This window comes from Streptomyces sp. TRM68416, assembly GCF_014596915.1.
Classification (GTDB): Bacteria; Actinomycetota; Actinomycetes; order Streptomycetales; family Streptomycetaceae; genus Streptomyces.
Genome location: NZ_JACVWU010000006.1, coordinates 74,848 through 89,790 on the forward strand (window position 1 = coordinate 74,848; position 14,943 = coordinate 89,790).

The following is a 14,943-nucleotide window of genomic DNA, read 5'->3' on the forward strand; positions in this document are numbered from 1 at the left end:
CCCGGCTCCCCTCGCTGTGGCGCCTGCCACCTGACTGCGGTCAGGCGGACGCTAACGGCTCGGCCCAGGGGGACGCGACCGATTTCCTGGGCCGGGCCCGCGGGTCCGGGCCGGCGCCCGGGTGACGGGCACCGGCGTGCCGCCACGGGCGGTGGCCCATGGCGATCCGGCACGTCACAGGCGTGGACGGCGTGGGTGGTGGATGCCGTCGGCGCCGGGCCGAACCCCGGTCGGGCGCCTGTGGGTCAGTGGCGTGTGTCGTCCGTGGGTTCGCGGGTTCCGCTCTTGGCCAGCCCGCGGCTGACCAGGTAACCGATGGTCAGGAGGGTGACGTAGAGCCATGCCTGGTCGGCCGGGAAGCGGTCCACGCCGGCGGCGTCGTCCCCCACCGCGAGTGAGGCGATGAGGACCGCGATCACGGAGGCCGCGTAGACGAAGAGTTCGGTGGTCCTGAAGGCGGACTTGGTCTCGGTGCGGGTGCGTGGCGCGGTGTAGGTGTCCCGGGCGCCACCGGATTCCGGATACCCGGGGGACGAGGCTGTGGTCATGGTCTCTCTGCCTTCCGTTCGGTTCCGTCCGACGGCCGCCGGACGGCCGCTCGCGTACCCGGGAGGCCGACGGGAGAACGCTCGCCCGGCATCCGGCGCTCCGGCCGGGTCGCCCGTCGGCCGCTGCCGGGTGCAACGGCCGGGGCGCGGGTGACGGAGACGGCCGGGCTGGGCGAAGGGCGGTGGCGGGGGTGCCCGTGGGCCCCGTGGGCGGGCCGCACGACGACCGAAAGCGCACGGCCGGGCGGGCGGCCCCGGGAGCGCCCGGAGAACCTCAGCCGCCCTGCCGGTCACTGCTTGTGCCAGACCAGGGTGTAGCGCCAGAACAGCCGGCGGCGCAGGCGTGCGCCGGGCAGTACTCGGCGGGCGTCGCGGGCGATGTCGGCGAAGCCCATGGTCGCCGGTCGGGTCGGTGCGGTCATCGAGGCCGGTGGCGGGGTCTTGCGGCCCCTGTTCCTGATCCAGGCCATGGCGATGTTCGACGGTACGGCGGCGGCGCCGAGGAGATGATCGCCGAGGGACTGCGCCCGGGCGAGACCGAGGACGACGAGGGTTCCGCCGGGCGCCAGGTGCCGGCGGAAGTGCGTGAGGGCGTCGGCGAACGGCAGATGGTGGAGGGTGGCGACGCAGGTGATGACGTCGTAGGGACCGGGCGGTGTGTCGTGGAGCGCGTCGCCGACGGTGAAGGTCACGGGGAGTTGGGGAGCCGTGAGCTGCCGCGCGCGGGCGACGACGGTCGGGTCGGCGTCGATTCCCTGCACCACTGCGGCCCGTCGGGCCAGGCGCCTGGCCAGATCGCCGCTGCCGCATCCGACGTCCAGGGCGCTGTCGAAGCGCCGGGGCAGCTGCCGCAGGAGCCACCGGTGGTAGTGGGCGTTGTGGTCCCAGGGGTGGTCCGCGTGGAACCGGTCGAGTGCGTGGAGGACGCGCGGCACCAGTGTCGTCATGAGGTGAGTCCATCACGTCGGCTTTTTGCGGGTCGAACGACCGGCACACCCCATGACCGGGCAGAACTACCGTCCCCGATGACGCAAGACCTCCGGTCCTGATTCCTCAGCACACCGGAAGTCCGCGTCCGACAAAGCACGTTCGGACTCGACAACGGGGATTCTCATGCAGAGACACCAGAGGCGGCTCACGCTGCTTCTTTCCGTGGTGCTGGCGACGGTCGTCACCATGTTCACCGTCACGCCGGCCGCCGCGGCGCCGACGCGCACGAACTCGAACCAGTCCCGCGTCATCTTCGTCCACGGCTTCGCTCCCACCGGGAAGCACAGCTCGTGTTCGTCCTACTTCTCGAAGTCCCTCTCCCACTTCAAGGACAAGGGATGGAGGGGTTCCCTGCTCACCTTCGGCTACTACAGGGACCAGGACGGCTGCTCGAAGAACTACCCCGGAAGCCGCGACACCTCGCTGAAGACCGTGGCCAAGGCCTTCGCCAACTACGTCCACAGCTACTCCAAGAACAACATCAAGGTCGATGTCGTCGCCCACTCCATGGGCGGTCTCGTCGTGCGTGCCGCGCTGCACTACACCCGCACGGGCGCCTCGGGCTTCCCGTCGTACCTCTACATCGAGGACGTGGTCACGCTGGGCAGCCCGCACGGCGGCACCGGCTGGGGCACCGCCTGCTCAGCGGCCGGCTGGCAGCAGTGCAAGGACATGAAGCCGGGCAGCGCCTTCCTGAACGCGCTCGGCTCCAGGATGCCCGACTCCCGTATGGGCACGGACTGGACCACGATCGGCTCCTACGACGACGGGGTCGTCTCCGAGACCTCCGCCGTCGCCGGCGTCGCCGAACACGAGTGGCAGTACCACGGTGACGCCAACCTGAGCCACGGCGACCTGAAGACCGTGTCCACCGGCTCGTACAGGGCGCGGAAGAAGACCACGACGAACGGGGCCACCTGGAGCGCTTGGGGCAGCTACGTCTCCCCGGTGTCCCTCGCCCGCACCGCCGTGTTCTACCACTCCAGTTCCTGACCCTCTCAGGCCGGACAGCCGCTCCGGTCCTGTTCGGGCCCGCCGGTACTCCCGGCGGGCCCTTCGTCTGCCGCGCCCTCCTTCACCGGCGTCGGGCTCACCGGCGGATCAGCCCGAGGTCGACCGCCGTGGCGACGGCCGCCGTGCGGGAGTCGACGTCGAGTTTGGTGAAGATGCGGGCCAGATGGGATTTGACGGTGCCCTCGGTGAGGTGGAGGCGGTGGGCGACGGCCTGGTTGGACAGGCCCCGGGCGACCAGGGTGAGGACTTCGGTCTCGCGGCGGGTCAGGGTGGTGCCGGGGGCGCGCAGACGGTTCATCAGGCGGTGGGCGACGGCCGGGGCCAGGGTGGTGCGGCCGGCCGCGGCGGTGCGGACGGCGGCGGCCAGGTCCTCGGGCGGGGCGTCCTTGAGGAGGTAGCCGGTGGCGCCGGCTTCGATGGCGGGGAGGGTGTCGGCGTCGGAGTCGTAGGTGGTGACGACGACCACGCGCGGGGCGCCCGGTCGCGCGGTGATGGCGGCGGTGGCCTCGGCGCCGGTCATGCCCTTGCCGAACTGCAGGTCCATCAGTACGACGTCGATGTCGCCCGCGGCGGCGCGGGCGACGGCGGCCTCGGCGGTGGCGGCCTCGGCCACCACGGCGAGGCCGGGCTCGGTCTCCAGGACGGCGCGGAGTCCGGCGCGGACAACGGGGTGGTCGTCGGCCAGCAGGAGGCGGACGGGGGCGTCGGTCACGGGCGGGCCTCGGGATCGTTCGGGGGCACGGTGGCCGGGGCGAGGGGCAGCCGGGCGGCCAGTACGGTGCCGCGGCCGGGTGCGGAGGCGACGGTGAGGGTGCCGCCGAGCGCCTGCAGGCGGGCGCGCATGGCCGCCAGGCCGAAGCCGCCGTTCTCGGGGTCGGGGGGCGGTGGCCGGTCGGGGTCGAAGCCGGTCCCGTCGTCCACGATGTCCAGGACGGCGTGGTCACCGTCGTAGCGGAGGGTGATCTCGGCCGTGGTCGCGTGGGCATGGCGGACGGTGTTGGCGAGGGCGGACTGGGCGATGCGCAGCAGGGCGACCTCGTGCGCGGTCGGCAGCGGGGCGGGGTCGCCGCTGAGGTGGAAGCGTGCGGTGAGCCGGTGGCGGGTGCTGGTGGTGGCGCACAGGCGAGCCAGTGCGTCGGGCAGGGTGGTGCCGTCCAGGGCGGGCGGGGTGAGGGCGGCGACGAAGCGGCGGGCCTCGGCGAGGTCGTCCGCGGCGGCCTGGCGGGCCTGCTCCACGTGGCGGGCGGCGACGTCGGGCCGGTCGGGGAGGGCGCGTTCGGCGGCCCGGAGCAGCAGTTGGATGCTGGACAGGCCCTGGGCGAGGGTGTCGTGGATCTCGCGGGCCAGACGCTCGCGTTCGGCGAGGACTCCGGCGGTGTGCTGGGCGTGGGCGAGGTCGGCGCGGGTGGTGGTGAGCTCCTCGATCAGGCGTCTGCGGTGCTCGCTCTCCCGGTACAGCGCCTGGTATCCCCACACCACCGCGATCGCGACGGCGGCGCCGAGTGCGGGGCCGATGGCCATGGCCGGGCCGAAGGAGCCCTGGTGGGCGGCGTAGGCGGTGATCGCCGCGAGCGCGGTCGCCGCCACGGCGGGCAGTGCGGCGCGGCGCGGCAGCAGGTGGAGCTGGAGGAAGTACAGGGGGAAGGCCAGCCACACGCCGTCGGCGGTCAGGGCCAGCAGCGCCAGCCAGACGGCGCCGACCGCGGCCAGCCACCATGCCGCGGCCGGCCGGGAACGGCGGACGCGGGGCAGCAGCGGTCCGGCCGTGTACGTCAGCGCGCATGCCGCCGCCGCGGTGACGACCGGCGCGGCGTGCGGGCTGCCGCCGGCCACGGCCCGGACCGCGGCGAGGGCGAGCAGGGCGGCGATCAGCAGGTGCAGGCACCAGGTCAGGGCGCGGCCGGTGGGGGTCGGGGCGAGAGCGGCGGTGTTCACAGTCCTTCCACTTTAAGGAGGCGGATGCGCCTCGGGCCTCCATCGAAAGTTGCAAGGGGTGGGGCGCCTTTCGTTCCGCGAAGTGCCGCCCGTTGCCGGATGCCTGCGCCCGGGGGCGGCGGCGAGGGTGGAGGCGTACCGCGTCCACCGCCGGAAAGGGCAGCCGCAGCCGTGTTCGTCGCCTGGAGAGATCTTCGGTTCGCCAAGGGGCGGTTCGCCCTGATGGGGACCGTCATCGTGCTGATCACCCTGCTGGTCGGCCTGCTGTCCGGACTGGCGGCGGGCCTTGAGCGGCAGAACGTCTCCGCGATCACCGGTCTGCCGGCCGACAGGATCGCCTTCGACGCGCCGGGCGACGGGCGGAAGCTGTCGTACGCGGATTCCGCCGTCACCGCCGAGCAGTGGCGGCGGTGGGCGAGGACGCCCGGGGTCACCGCGGCCGAGCCGCTGGGGATCACGAGCGCCAAGGCCACCGCGGGCGGCACGAGCGCCGGGGTGTCCGTCTTCGGTGTCCGGCGCGGCTCGGGCCTCGCCCCGGACAGCGGCGCCCTCGACGGGAGGTCGGCGGTGCTGTCCTCGACCGCTGCCGACGCCCTCGGTGTGCGGCCCGGCGACAGTGTTGCCCTCGGCGGACGGGAACTGAGGGTGGCCGCCGTGCGGGGGGACGCCTCGTTCAGCCACACTCCCGTCGTCTGGACCGGTCTCGAGGTGTGGCGGAAGGCCGCGCCGGCCTCGGGCGGTGCGACCGTCATCGCCCTGAGCACCTCCTCCGGCGTCGATGTGCCGGCCGGTGACCGGGCGGCGGGCACCCGGACGGTCTCCCGGCAGGAGTCGCTGGCGGCGATCGGTTCCTACGCCTCCGAGAACGGCTCACTGCAGTTGATCCGAGGGTTCCTGTTCGCCATCTCCGCGCTGGTCGTCGGCGCGTTCTTCACCGTCTGGACGATCCAGCGCAGTGGCGACGTCGCCGTCCTGAAGGCCCTCGGCGCCTCCACCGCCCACCTGTTGAAGGACGCCCTCGCCCAGGTCGTGATCCTGCTCGTCGGCGGCACCGCGCTCGGCAGCGGCGTCGCCGTCGGGATCGGTGCGCTCGTCGCCGGCTCGACCGTGCCCTTCGTCCTCACCCCTACGACCGTCGTGGCCCCGGCCGCCGTGATGACCCTCCTCGGCGCGCTCGGCGCCGCCCTGGCCATCCGCCGCATCACCTCCGTCGACCCGCTGACCGCGCTGGGGAGCACCCGATGAGCCTGAGCCTGACCGGCGTCACCCTCACCTATCCGGACGGCGAGTCCCGCCTGACCGCGCTCGACCACGTCAGCCTGGAGGTGCCGAGGGGCGGCCTGACGGCCGTGGTCGGCCCCTCCGGCTCCGGCAAGTCCAGCCTGCTGGCCGTCGCCGCGACCCTGATCACCCCGGACGCCGGCACGGTCACCGTCGCCGGTACGAGCACCGCCGGCCTGACCCGCGGCGAGCTCGCCGAACTGCGCCGACGGACCATCGGCATCGTCTTCCAGCAGCCCAACCTGCTGCCCTCGCTCACCGCCGTCGAGCAACTCCAGGTCATGGCCCGGATCGACGGGCGGTCCGCGGCCGGGTCCCGCGGCCGGGCCATGGATCTGCTGGCGGCGGTCGGCCTGTCCGACCGGGCCGAGCGGCGGCCCCACCAGCTCTCCGGGGGCCAGCGCCAGCGCGTCAACATCGCCCGGGCCCTGATGAACGACCCCACGGTCCTCCTGGTCGACGAACCCACCAGTGCCCTCGACCACGAGCGCGGGGCCGCCGTCATCGACCTGCTCACCCGTCTCACGCGCCAACGGGCCACCGCCACCGTCCTGGTCACCCATGACCGCACCCATCTCACGGCGGTCGACCGGATCGCGGAGGTACGCGACGGACGTCTGCGCCACGCCTCGCCGACTCACTGAGCGCCGCTGCACCCGGACCGCTTGGTGTCCGGGCGCCGTTCATCCGCTCGCCGTTCACCTCTTCACCGGCGCCCGTTCCTTCCCCGCCTCGCTCCGCGACAAGGACGCCCTGATGGCCGCCACGGGCGGCGCGCACCGACCGAGGCGGAGGAGGCGGCGCTGGGCGAGGGCGCCGCGGGGCTCCCGCTGGCTCTGGGCTGAGGCGTCTCGGTGACGATCGGACGCCTTGAGGGTCAGCGGTGGCTGAGCACGTTGACGACCCGGCCGTTGGGGTCGCGGACGAAGAACCGCCGTACTCCCCATTCCTCGTCCCGCAGCGGGTGCACGATCTCCGCGCCGCTGTTCCTCAGAACCTGGTAGGCGGCGTCGACGTCGTCGACCTCAACGCTCATGTCGGGGGTGACCGGCCACCGCACGCGCTTGCACGACTCCCCCACTCAGCGCTGCGGCGTCCGCGGGCGGGACGACCGGGCCCTGCACGGTGGCGCAGACGCCCACGAGGCCCTCCGGCAGTCCTTCAATGAGCCGGCGCCGGGCCGGGTCCGGGCTCGTCAAGGGTGCGCCGCCTTCAAACGCCGCAGGGGCAGGGCATGCTCATGTAGAGAGCCTGTTCCCCCGACGAGGGGGTGCCGTCGTAGAGCGTCGTGTCCAGGCCGCAGAAGGTGAACCCCATCCGCCGGTAGGCGTGGATCGCCGGCGCGTTGACGTTGGAGACCTCCAGCCAGATGTGCCCGGCGCCGCGCTCACCGGCGAACTTGACGACGTGACCGAGCAGGGCGCGGCCGAGGCCCCGGCCCCGATGCGCGGGCGCGATTTCGATGTCCTCGATCACCAGCCGCCGGTTCCACGCAGCGTAGGAGACAGCAGCGAATCCCACCACACCGCCGTCGGCCCCCACCGCGACGAAGGTGCGGCTGTTCGCATCCTCCTCCTCGGTCACGGAAGCGTCAGCGCTGTCGGTGTCCTCAGCCGGGAAGACCTTGTGGATGGGGGGATCCACCGGAATCTCCTGAAGGGCGAACCCGCTCTCGGTCACAGCCACCTGGAAGATCGTGCGGGTGGTGAAGGACCCGTCCAGCGTCTCGATGGCCTCGGTGTCCTCAGACCGGGCCGAGCGAATCTCATACCCCATGTCGTCCATGTTCCTCATGCCGTGAACCTATGTCCCGCGCCCGTCCGGTGTGCCGAGGTCAGCCCATGGTCCGCAGAGGAGGGTCTCCGCGGCTCCGGGTGGTCGAGGAGGTGAGCCCGGCCGGTACGGTGAACGCCGGCAGAGTCGGCAGGTCCGGCCGACGCGCGATTCTCCGCCTCGGGGACCGCGGGTGAACCGGGCGACGCCGGGCCGCGCGTTCGTCTTCATCAGCTTCATCAGCGCGGTGGCGATGCATGCGGCGGGCTCCCTCTCGGGCGCGGGCGTGGACGGTCGGAGTGCGTGTCAGTCGGTCCGGAGTCCGACCGCCAGTGTCAGTTCGAGGACCCGGTGCGGGTTTGCGAGATCCGGGAACAGCTCCCGCAGTTGTGCCATCCGGTAGCGGACGGTCTGGGGGTGGACGAACAGGGCCGCCGCCACCTCGTCGCGTCGGCCCTGGTGCAGCAGCCACGCCCGCAGGGTCTCCTCCAGCCGCCGTGCGGTCGCGGCGGGCAGGGTCCGTAGCGGTGCGAGGGCTCGGGCGCGCAGGTCCGCGAAGGCGTCCGCGTCGGCGCTCAGCACGAGTTCGGGCAGATGGTCCTCGGTGTCGCGGATGTCGGCGGACAGGGAGCGCGCGCGTGCGGCTCGTGCGTACGAGTCGGACGCACGCGTCCACGGCCGGGCCGGGCCGACCACGGCGGTGCGGTCGGTCAACTGCCGCAGGAGACGGGAGCGGTCGGCGTCGGGAACGAGCAGTACACCGGTGGCGTCCGGCAGATCGTCGAGGACGAGGGTGCTCGGGTCGAGCGTGCGGTAGGCGGGCCGGGCCTGGACGGCGGGCAGCAGGACCGCGGTCAGTGACGCCGGGGGCGACCATGCGGCCCGTTGAGCAGAGGCCAGCAGCACGTCCGGGCCTGCGCCGGCGAGGAGGTCGCGGGCCAGGTGTTCCAGGTGGCGCTCCTTGGCGCGGCCCCGGGCGGCAAGTTCGTCGGCGTGGCCCGCGGCGCTCGCGGCGGAGAGCTCGTCGATGTAGGCGAAGGTCAGCTCGGCGAACTTGGCCACCTCGGCGGCGGGCAGACCCGCGGGTACGGCACCGGCTGCCAGGCAACGCCAGGCCACGCGGGCGCCGACGCGGTAGGCGCTGAGGAGGGCGTCCATCGAACGGCCGTCGCGGACCTCGCCGCGGCCCAGCTCGTAGGCCGCGTCACCGGCGTCGCCGCCGGTGGCATTGCCGCTCGCGAGGTCCAGGTAGTGGCCGAGGGCGGTGCGGACGGCTCGGCGGATGGTGACGCCCATGCGGCCCGAAAGGGCGCCCGCGTAGGGAGGGACCTCGTCGATGATCGCCTGGACGACCTCGTCGGCGGTGGTCCTCAGCTCGGCCCGAAGTGCGGTGACCGTCGTCTCATCCAGCACCAGTTGGCTGGCCCGTTGGATTGCATGGCTCATCTTTTGTTCCCTATGAACAATTCGGCCGACCAGATTCACATCCTGCGGTCAGGACTTTACGCTCTGAGGCACAGCAAGCTGGAGTCATGACGAGTACAGCCCTGCGTAGCGGGGCGTGGAAGCTGCTGGAAATGGTCACGACGCCGTTGTTGCCGTCGGACTACCTCGACCTGATCAGCCCGCTGCGTGCGGGCGCCGACCTGCGGGGGCGCATCGAGGCCGTACACCCCGAGACGAGTGATGCCGCGACCATCGTGATCAGGCCGGGACGGGGCTGGCGCGGCCACCGGGCGGGTCAGTACGTGCGGATCGGGGTCGACGTCGACGGGGTGCGCCTGTGGCGTGCGTACTCCCTCACCTCGCCGACGGACCGCCGGGACGGGCGCGTCTCGATCACCGTGAAGGCGATCCCGGACGGCAAGGTCAGCAACCATCTGGTCCGCAGAGCGAAACCGGGCACGCTGATCCAGCTCGACCAGGCGACCGGTGACTTCGTGCTGCCGCGGGCCAAGCCCGCCAAGGTGCTCTACCTGACGGCCGGCAGCGGCATCACGCCCGTGATGGGCATGCTGCGCGACACCGAGTTCGACGACGTCGTCATGGTCCACAGCGCGCCACGGCCGCAGGACGTGATCTTCCGCAACGAACTGCACGATCTGGTCACGGACAAGAAGCTGCGGCTCACCGAGGTGCACACCGACACGGACGGCATGCTCGACATCGCCCGTCTCGACGAACTCGTGCCCGACTGGGCCGAGCGCGAGACCTGGGCCTGCGGGCCGACGGGCCTGCTCGACGCCGTCGAAGACCACTGGAGAGAGCACGGCATCCCGGAGCGGCTGCACACCGAACGCTTCCGCCCCGGCATCGTCGTCGCCGGCGACGGCGGCGAGGTCACGTTCAGCACGACCGGCAAGACCGTCGACGCGGACGGCGCCACGCCGCTGCTGGACGTCGGGGAGGAAGCCGGCGTCCTCATGCCCTCCGGGTGCCGCATGGGCATCTGTTTCGGCTGCGTCACGCCGCTCAAGGCGGGCGCCGTCCGCGACCTGCGCACCGGCGAGATCACCGAGGCCGAGCCGGGCGTCCTCATCCAGACCTGCGTGTCCGCCGCGGCGGGCCCCTGCGACATCGAACGGTAGGAACACTTTGACAGCCATCGACCCCACCGCCCACCTGACCGCAGAGCAGATCGAGGAACTCGGCCGCGAGCTGGACGCGATTCGCGACGAGGTGCTCGCCAGTCGCGGCGAGAAGGACGCCGCCTACATCCGTAAGGTCATCGCGGCGCAGCGCAGGCTCGAACTGGCCAGCAGGGGCGTGCTGCTGTTCTCGATCTTCCCGCCCGCGTGGGTGATCGGCACCGCCGGGCTGTCCGTGGCGAAGATCATGGACAACATGGAGATCGGCCACAACGTCCTGCACGGACAGTGGGACTGGATGCGCGACCCGAAGATCCACTCCACCACCTGGGAGTGGGATCACGTCTCGCCGGCCGACCAGTGGAAGCACTCGCACAACGAGCTGCACCACACGTACACCAACGTGATCGGCAAGGACAACGACCTCGGCTACGGCATCATGCGCGTCGACGAGGACCAGAAGTGGCACCCGTTCCACCTGGGGCAGCCACTGTGGAACTTCATCAACGCCTGCTTCTTCGAGTACGGCATCGCGGCCTACGACCTGGAGCTCGGCAAGAACCTGCACAAGCGGCGGCGCAAGAACCCGGAGTTCCGCGCGCGCGCCAAGGCCGTGGGCCGCAAGATCCGCAAGCAGGTGCTCAAGGACTACGTGATCCACCCGCTGCTGTCGGGGCCGTCGTTCCTCCCCACGCTCGCCGCCACGTTCACCGCGAACGTGGTCCGCAACCTGTGGTCCCACTCCGTGATCATGTGCGGGCACTTCCCGGAGGGCGTGCAGGTCTTCGAGCGCCGGTCCATCAAGGGCGAGACGCGCGGCGAGTGGTACCTGCGCCAGATGATGGGTTCGGCGAACATCAGCGGCAGCAAGGCCATGCACTTCATGACCGGCAACCTCTCGCACCAGATCGAGCACCACCTGTTCCCCGACCTGCCGAGCAACCGCTACGCCGAGGTCGCGGTGAAGGTGCGCGCGCTGTTCGAGAAGTACGAGCTGGAGTACGTCACCGGCCCGCTGCCCAAGCAGGTGCTCTCCGCGTGGGGCAAGGTCTTCCGGCTCTCCTTGCCGAACAGGAAGACCAAGGTCAACACACCGGACCGCGAGCCGCAGATCCTCGCCGCCTGATCGGGCAGCCGCCGCGGCAGCGCACCCCGGCCGGGGTCGGTCGCAGGCCACGTCGACCGGTTTCCGTGAACGCGCCGATCGGAAGACCAACTTGATCGGCGCGCCACGGGCGCGGGCGGCGGGGATCAGCCGAGGTGCCGGGAGAAGAACCTCAGCGTGCTGTCCAGCTCGAACGTCGGGATCTCCGCGTGCTTGCCGGGGTTGGCGTGCAGCGTCTTCTCGGCCGAGGCCAAGGCGTCGAACAGCGCCAGGCTCTGCGCTCGCGGCACCCGCTCGTCGTCCCACTGCACCAAGAACTCCACCGGGACGGTGATCCGCGCGGCAGCCTCGGCCGATGCCGACGCCCCACCCAACCCCAGTACCGCCGCGCGGATTCGGGGCTCGGCAGCGACGAACGGAACGCCAAGGCCACACCCCAACGACACCCCCCAGTAGCCCACCGGACCAGCGCCGACATGGCCGAGCCGCTGGACTGCGTCCAGGACCGCCTGCCATTCCGGTACGGTCTGGCGGGCCACCAGGGCCTGGAAACCGGCGATCAGCGGAGCCGGCTCTTCACCGGCCTCGATGCGAGCCTGGTTCTCGGTCGCGATCCGGTCGTACTCCTCGACCTTCGGCCGGTCGCCGTGGGCGGGCACGTCGACCGCCACGGCCGCGAAGCCGAGCTCTGTCACGAAGCGGCGTGCACGGGCCAGGATGTCGGGGGCCTTCTTGTGCTGACCGCCACCGTGCCCCATCAGGACAAGGGGACGAGCGTCGACGGCACCTTCGGGTGTCCACAGGACCCCGGGAATCCCACCGAGGGTGAAGAGCTGTTCGCGGACGCCGTCGGACGACGTCTCGGAGAGGAAGCGCATAGCGTTTCAAGCCTTTCGGAATGCCTCCGCGGGCACTCCCCGGGCCATGCGAGGGAGGGAGGCCCGACCTGTCACAGCGTTGATGGGTCTCACCTCCTCGGATCGCAGCAGCGCACGGCGGCAGGAACGTATCACGACGGCCTCCGCCGGGTCCGGATGGGGATCCGGGCAGGGCACACCCTGGCCGATGCGGCACTGGACGCTCGGCATCCGGTGATCATCACGTCGGCGGGAGCCTGCCGGCCAACCCGAGAAACGACGTCACTGCCTGAGCCGCCGATCTGCGTGAGGAACTGCCGGTAGGCGGCGGGGAGGACGATGTCGTGTTCTTCTCTCGTCCCCGTCACCCTGCGACCAGCTGTGGTCAGATGGCCAGAAGACCCCTCTTCCGCAGGAGAGCGAAGCCGGCCCGGCCGAACAGCCGAGCATCTGGCGCTTGAGCAAATCCGGGCGGCTCGTGCCGGCCAGGTCGCGCACGCTCCTCACGGGCACCTGTGGGCCGGGCGACGTCGGCGTCAGCGTCTGCGGCCACCGAGCGACCAGCCGCCGCCGACGCCCGCGACGTGCAGGGCGAGCGCGGTCAGCCCGAGAAGCATCACGTTGGTCGAGCTGAAGGCGTCATTGGTGGAGATGTCGGCGGCGTTGATCAGGAAGGCGATGAAGAACAGTACTGCGGAGATGATGGCCAGCATGGCTGTCCCCCTTCGAGTCGGAACTCGTCGGACGTGTGCCGTGCGAATGCCCCGCAGGCGCCGGACCACACAGTCGGCGGCCGACAAACTGTGTTCACCACCTCGTGGCGGCGGCGGGCCGCGGCCGTGGGCCAGGAGCGGACCGGCGCGGTTCCGGGAGGGGGAGGTTGGATGATCAGCCCCGGTCGGTGCGGCCTGTGTGGTCGGTACGGACTCGCTGGGCGATGTCCCGCAGCTTGACGTTGTGCTGCTGAGAGATGCGGCGCAGCACGTTGAAGGCCTCGTCCTCGCTGAGCTTGTGACGTTCCATCAGGATGCCCATCGCCTCACCAATGGCGTGCCGGGTCTTCATGGCGTCCTCGAGCTGATCGATGGTGCGGGCGTCCGCAAGGGCGACGGCGGCGTGCGAGGCCAGCAGCCAGGCGGCGGTCTCGATGTCCTGATCGAATGCGCCGGGACGGCGAGCGTAGAGATTCAGCGCGCCGAAGTCCTCGTCATGGGTGTAGAGGAGCACGCCGGTCATGCTGCCGATCCCCAGCCCGCGGGCCGCGGCTGCGAACCGCGGCCAACCCGTCTGCGGCTGTGTCATGTCCGCGATCCGGAAAACGCGCTCGCTCTGTGCGTCCTTCGAGCGGCGCGCGAGGTCGAAGCAAGGACCTTCGTTCAGCTCGCCCTGCAGGCGGTCGGACGCCTCGACCAAGTTCCCGCAGGACGACAGCGTGACCGCCCGGCCTTTGCGCACCGCCAGGATCCCGGCCGCGTCGCAGCCAGCCACCAGTCGCACCGCCGCCTGCGCGATCTCGTCCAGCGTCTCCTGCACCGAATCCTGCGACAGCAGGTCCCGGGCGAGCTGGGCCATCATCTCGGCGAATTCCCGCCACTCCACGGCCACCGCCTGTCTCGATGCCTGTGTGGCCACCCTATCGCCGAACCGCCCGTCACCGCCGGGTCCGGCCGCCACCACACCTGTGGAAGCCCTTGCTCCCCACTATCGCTCACAGCGTGCACACCTGCCGCGGGCGCCCGGGGCGGCTCGTCCGTTCCGGGCACGAGGGCCCTTGAACAGAGTCTCTGCCGAGCCCGGTGATCACGTGCCGGCCTGTGCGCGCGGCACGGTCTGCGCCGTCCCCGACACGGCTGACCGCGCATCCCGGCGCAAGAAGCCCGGTTTCCGTGGCGGTCTGCCGCCGCGCTTCGCCCCGGTCGGCCACAGCGCGCTGCCGCACACCGCACCCGGGACATCGGCCCTGGCCCGGAGGGTGCTCTGCTTGCCGATCACGCCTCGCGGGCTGCCTGATCGCCGCGTGTGGGGCGTTTGCCGCGCTGTTCTCCTCCCTCGTGCTCCCGTACGTCGACGGCGCGGCCCGCAGACCTGGGCCCTGCTGCCCAGGGCGCAAAGGTGTTGAGGTGTCCGTCGAGGGGACTTGGTCCGCAGGCCGGGTCCGGCGGTATTCCCCGGGGGGCCGACCCGGCTCAGGCCCCTCCGGTTCAGCAGGGAGCCGGGGGGCGCCGTCACCGGGGCCAGGGCACGGTGTCCTGTGCGCGGGCGCAGCGGGCGCCTTCGCGGACTGCGAGGCTGTCTACCTGGGAGTGGCGGGGCAGCAGGTCGAAGACTTCTTCCCCCGTGAGGCCGCGGCCTGTGGGGCGCCCGCAGGCCCAGCAGGCCACCGTTGCACTGCCGGCGCAATCGCGTCCCGTGACGCGAGGTGGATGACGGGTGTCGGCTCCTCGGCCGAAGCAAGACCGCACAGCAGCCGCCGGAAGCACCCCGTCCGACGGCTGCTGTGCCGTCCGCGGTGCCTGATGTCGAGCATGCGGCGGCCACCGGTGTCGCTCGGACGGCCTCAACCCGCCGACGCCGACGGCAGGGAGTCGCGTCGTGTGCCGTCCGTCGTGGCCGGGGCCGTCCGCACGAGGCCGTACCGGCGCAGCCGACGGAACACCGGTCGGCGGGCGGAGTCGGCGTATGCCGGGCGAGGTGGGCCTTCGGGAACATCGGGCCCACTCGGGAAGCCCACGTCACGGGCGAGGGAATCCCACACGCTGTCCGGCGGCGTGAGCAGGTCCTGGTATTCGGTCGCGGGGCCCTCATGGTGGGGCGACCAGGCACAGGTGCCGAGCGTGACGCCGAGTTCTTCG

Annotated in this window: 14 protein-coding genes and 1 pseudogene; 5 read left to right on the plus strand and 10 right to left on the minus strand. The window is 71.7% G+C overall.

What is annotated here, in order from left to right; genetic code table 11:
* Window positions 1–245: 245 nt before the first annotated feature.
* Window positions 246–548, minus strand: a complete 303-nt coding sequence (locus ICC28_RS12135) for a hypothetical protein (protein WP_188288501.1) — start codon at window positions 546–548, stop codon at window positions 246–248.
* 290 nt (window positions 549–838) lie between these two features.
* Window positions 839–1,495, minus strand: a complete 657-nt coding sequence (locus tag ICC28_RS12140) for a class I SAM-dependent methyltransferase (protein WP_188288502.1) — start codon at window positions 1,493–1,495, stop codon at window positions 839–841.
* A gap of 166 nt (window positions 1,496–1,661) precedes the next feature.
* On the opposite strand from ICC28_RS12140, the gene ICC28_RS12145 reads away from it, so the two are divergent.
* The gene (locus ICC28_RS12145; protein WP_188288503.1) at window positions 1,662–2,531 is read left to right on the plus strand and encodes an esterase/lipase family protein; all 870 of its coding nucleotides are present in this window, start codon (window positions 1,662–1,664) and stop codon (window positions 2,529–2,531) included.
* Window positions 2,532–2,628: 97 nt separating this feature from the next.
* Here the strand turns inward: ICC28_RS12145 and ICC28_RS12150 are convergent, their stop codons facing one another.
* Complete coding sequence (locus ICC28_RS12150; protein ID WP_188288504.1) at window positions 2,629–3,264, minus strand: response regulator; 636 nt, start codon at window positions 3,262–3,264, stop codon at window positions 2,629–2,631.
* A complete protein-coding gene (locus tag ICC28_RS12155; RefSeq protein ID WP_188288505.1) occupies window positions 3,261–4,487 on the minus strand; it encodes a sensor histidine kinase in 1,227 nt (408 codons plus the stop codon). The genes ICC28_RS12150 and ICC28_RS12155 overlap by 4 nt, the downstream gene beginning before the upstream one ends.
* Window positions 4,488–4,658: 171 nt before the next feature.
* On the opposite strand from ICC28_RS12155, the gene ICC28_RS12160 reads away from it, so the two are divergent.
* Window positions 4,659–5,732: an ABC transporter permease gene (locus ICC28_RS12160; RefSeq protein WP_188288506.1), complete on the plus strand. Its 1,074-nt coding sequence runs from the start codon at window positions 4,659–4,661 to the stop codon at window positions 5,730–5,732.
* Window positions 5,729–6,412: an ABC transporter ATP-binding protein gene (locus ICC28_RS12165; protein WP_188288507.1), complete on the plus strand. Its 684-nt coding sequence runs from the start codon at window positions 5,729–5,731 to the stop codon at window positions 6,410–6,412. Before ICC28_RS12160 ends, ICC28_RS12165 begins: the two co-directional genes overlap by 4 nt.
* Window positions 6,413–6,645: 233 nt before the next feature.
* On the opposite strand, the pseudogene ICC28_RS12170 reads toward ICC28_RS12165, so the two are convergent.
* From ICC28_RS12170 to ICC28_RS12180, 3 genes and pseudogenes are all read right to left on the minus strand, one after another.
* Window positions 6,646–6,819: pseudogene (locus ICC28_RS12170) on the minus strand (VOC family protein); the annotation flags it as partial.
* 161 nt (window positions 6,820–6,980) lie between these two features.
* Window positions 6,981–7,562, minus strand: coding sequence for a GNAT family N-acetyltransferase (locus ICC28_RS12175; RefSeq protein WP_188288509.1), 582 nt, complete (start codon window positions 7,560–7,562; stop codon window positions 6,981–6,983).
* 285 nt (window positions 7,563–7,847) lie between these two features.
* Entirely contained in the window at window positions 7,848–8,987 is a 1,140-nt protein-coding gene (locus ICC28_RS12180) for a PucR family transcriptional regulator (RefSeq protein ID WP_188288510.1), read from the minus strand.
* A gap of 86 nt (window positions 8,988–9,073) precedes the next feature.
* Between ICC28_RS12180 and ICC28_RS12185 the strand changes: the two genes are divergently transcribed.
* A complete protein-coding gene (locus ICC28_RS12185) occupies window positions 9,074–10,129 on the plus strand; it encodes a ferredoxin reductase (RefSeq protein WP_188288511.1) in 1,056 nt (351 codons plus the stop codon).
* A gap of 7 nt (window positions 10,130–10,136) precedes the next feature.
* A complete protein-coding gene (locus ICC28_RS12190; protein WP_188288512.1) occupies window positions 10,137–11,255 on the plus strand; it encodes a fatty acid desaturase family protein in 1,119 nt (372 codons plus the stop codon).
* 125 nt (window positions 11,256–11,380) lie between these two features.
* Here the strand turns inward: ICC28_RS12190 and ICC28_RS12195 are convergent, their stop codons facing one another.
* The 3 genes from ICC28_RS12195 to ICC28_RS12205 form a co-directional block, all read right to left on the minus strand.
* Window positions 11,381–12,112 (minus strand): dienelactone hydrolase family protein, encoded by a 732-nt coding sequence (locus tag ICC28_RS12195; protein ID WP_188288513.1) that lies wholly within the window; start codon window positions 12,110–12,112, stop codon window positions 11,381–11,383.
* A gap of 515 nt (window positions 12,113–12,627) precedes the next feature.
* Entirely contained in the window at window positions 12,628–12,804 is a 177-nt protein-coding gene (locus tag ICC28_RS12200; RefSeq protein ID WP_188288514.1) for a hypothetical protein, read from the minus strand.
* A gap of 175 nt (window positions 12,805–12,979) precedes the next feature.
* A complete protein-coding gene (locus tag ICC28_RS12205; protein ID WP_188288712.1) occupies window positions 12,980–13,666 on the minus strand; it encodes a GAF and ANTAR domain-containing protein in 687 nt (228 codons plus the stop codon).
* Window positions 13,667–14,943 lie beyond the last annotated feature (1,277 nt).

Coding starts and splice junctions, on each gene's coding strand:
- ICC28_RS12135 (WP_188288501.1), bottom strand. CDS start 548: ATGACCACAGCCTCGTCCCCCGGGTATCCGGAATCCGGTGGCGCCCGG.
- ICC28_RS12140 (WP_188288502.1), bottom strand. CDS start 1,495: ATGACGACACTGGTGCCGCGCGTCCTCCACGCACTCGACCGGTTCCAC.
- ICC28_RS12145 (WP_188288503.1), top strand. CDS start 1,662: ATGCAGAGACACCAGAGGCGGCTCACGCTGCTTCTTTCCGTGGTGCTG.
- ICC28_RS12165 (WP_188288507.1), top strand. CDS start 5,729: ATGAGCCTGAGCCTGACCGGCGTCACCCTCACCTATCCGGACGGCGAG.
- ICC28_RS12175 (WP_188288509.1), bottom strand. CDS start 7,562: ATGAGGAACATGGACGACATGGGGTATGAGATTCGCTCGGCCCGGTCT.
- ICC28_RS12180 (WP_188288510.1), bottom strand. CDS start 8,987: ATGAGCCATGCAATCCAACGGGCCAGCCAACTGGTGCTGGATGAGACG.
- ICC28_RS12185 (WP_188288511.1), top strand. CDS start 9,074: ATGACGAGTACAGCCCTGCGTAGCGGGGCGTGGAAGCTGCTGGAAATG.
- ICC28_RS12195 (WP_188288513.1), bottom strand. CDS start 12,112: ATGCGCTTCCTCTCCGAGACGTCGTCCGACGGCGTCCGCGAACAGCTC.
- ICC28_RS12200 (WP_188288514.1), bottom strand. CDS start 12,804: ATGCTGGCCATCATCTCCGCAGTACTGTTCTTCATCGCCTTCCTGATC.
- ICC28_RS12205 (WP_188288712.1), bottom strand. CDS start 13,666: ATGATGGCCCAGCTCGCCCGGGACCTGCTGTCGCAGGATTCGGTGCAG.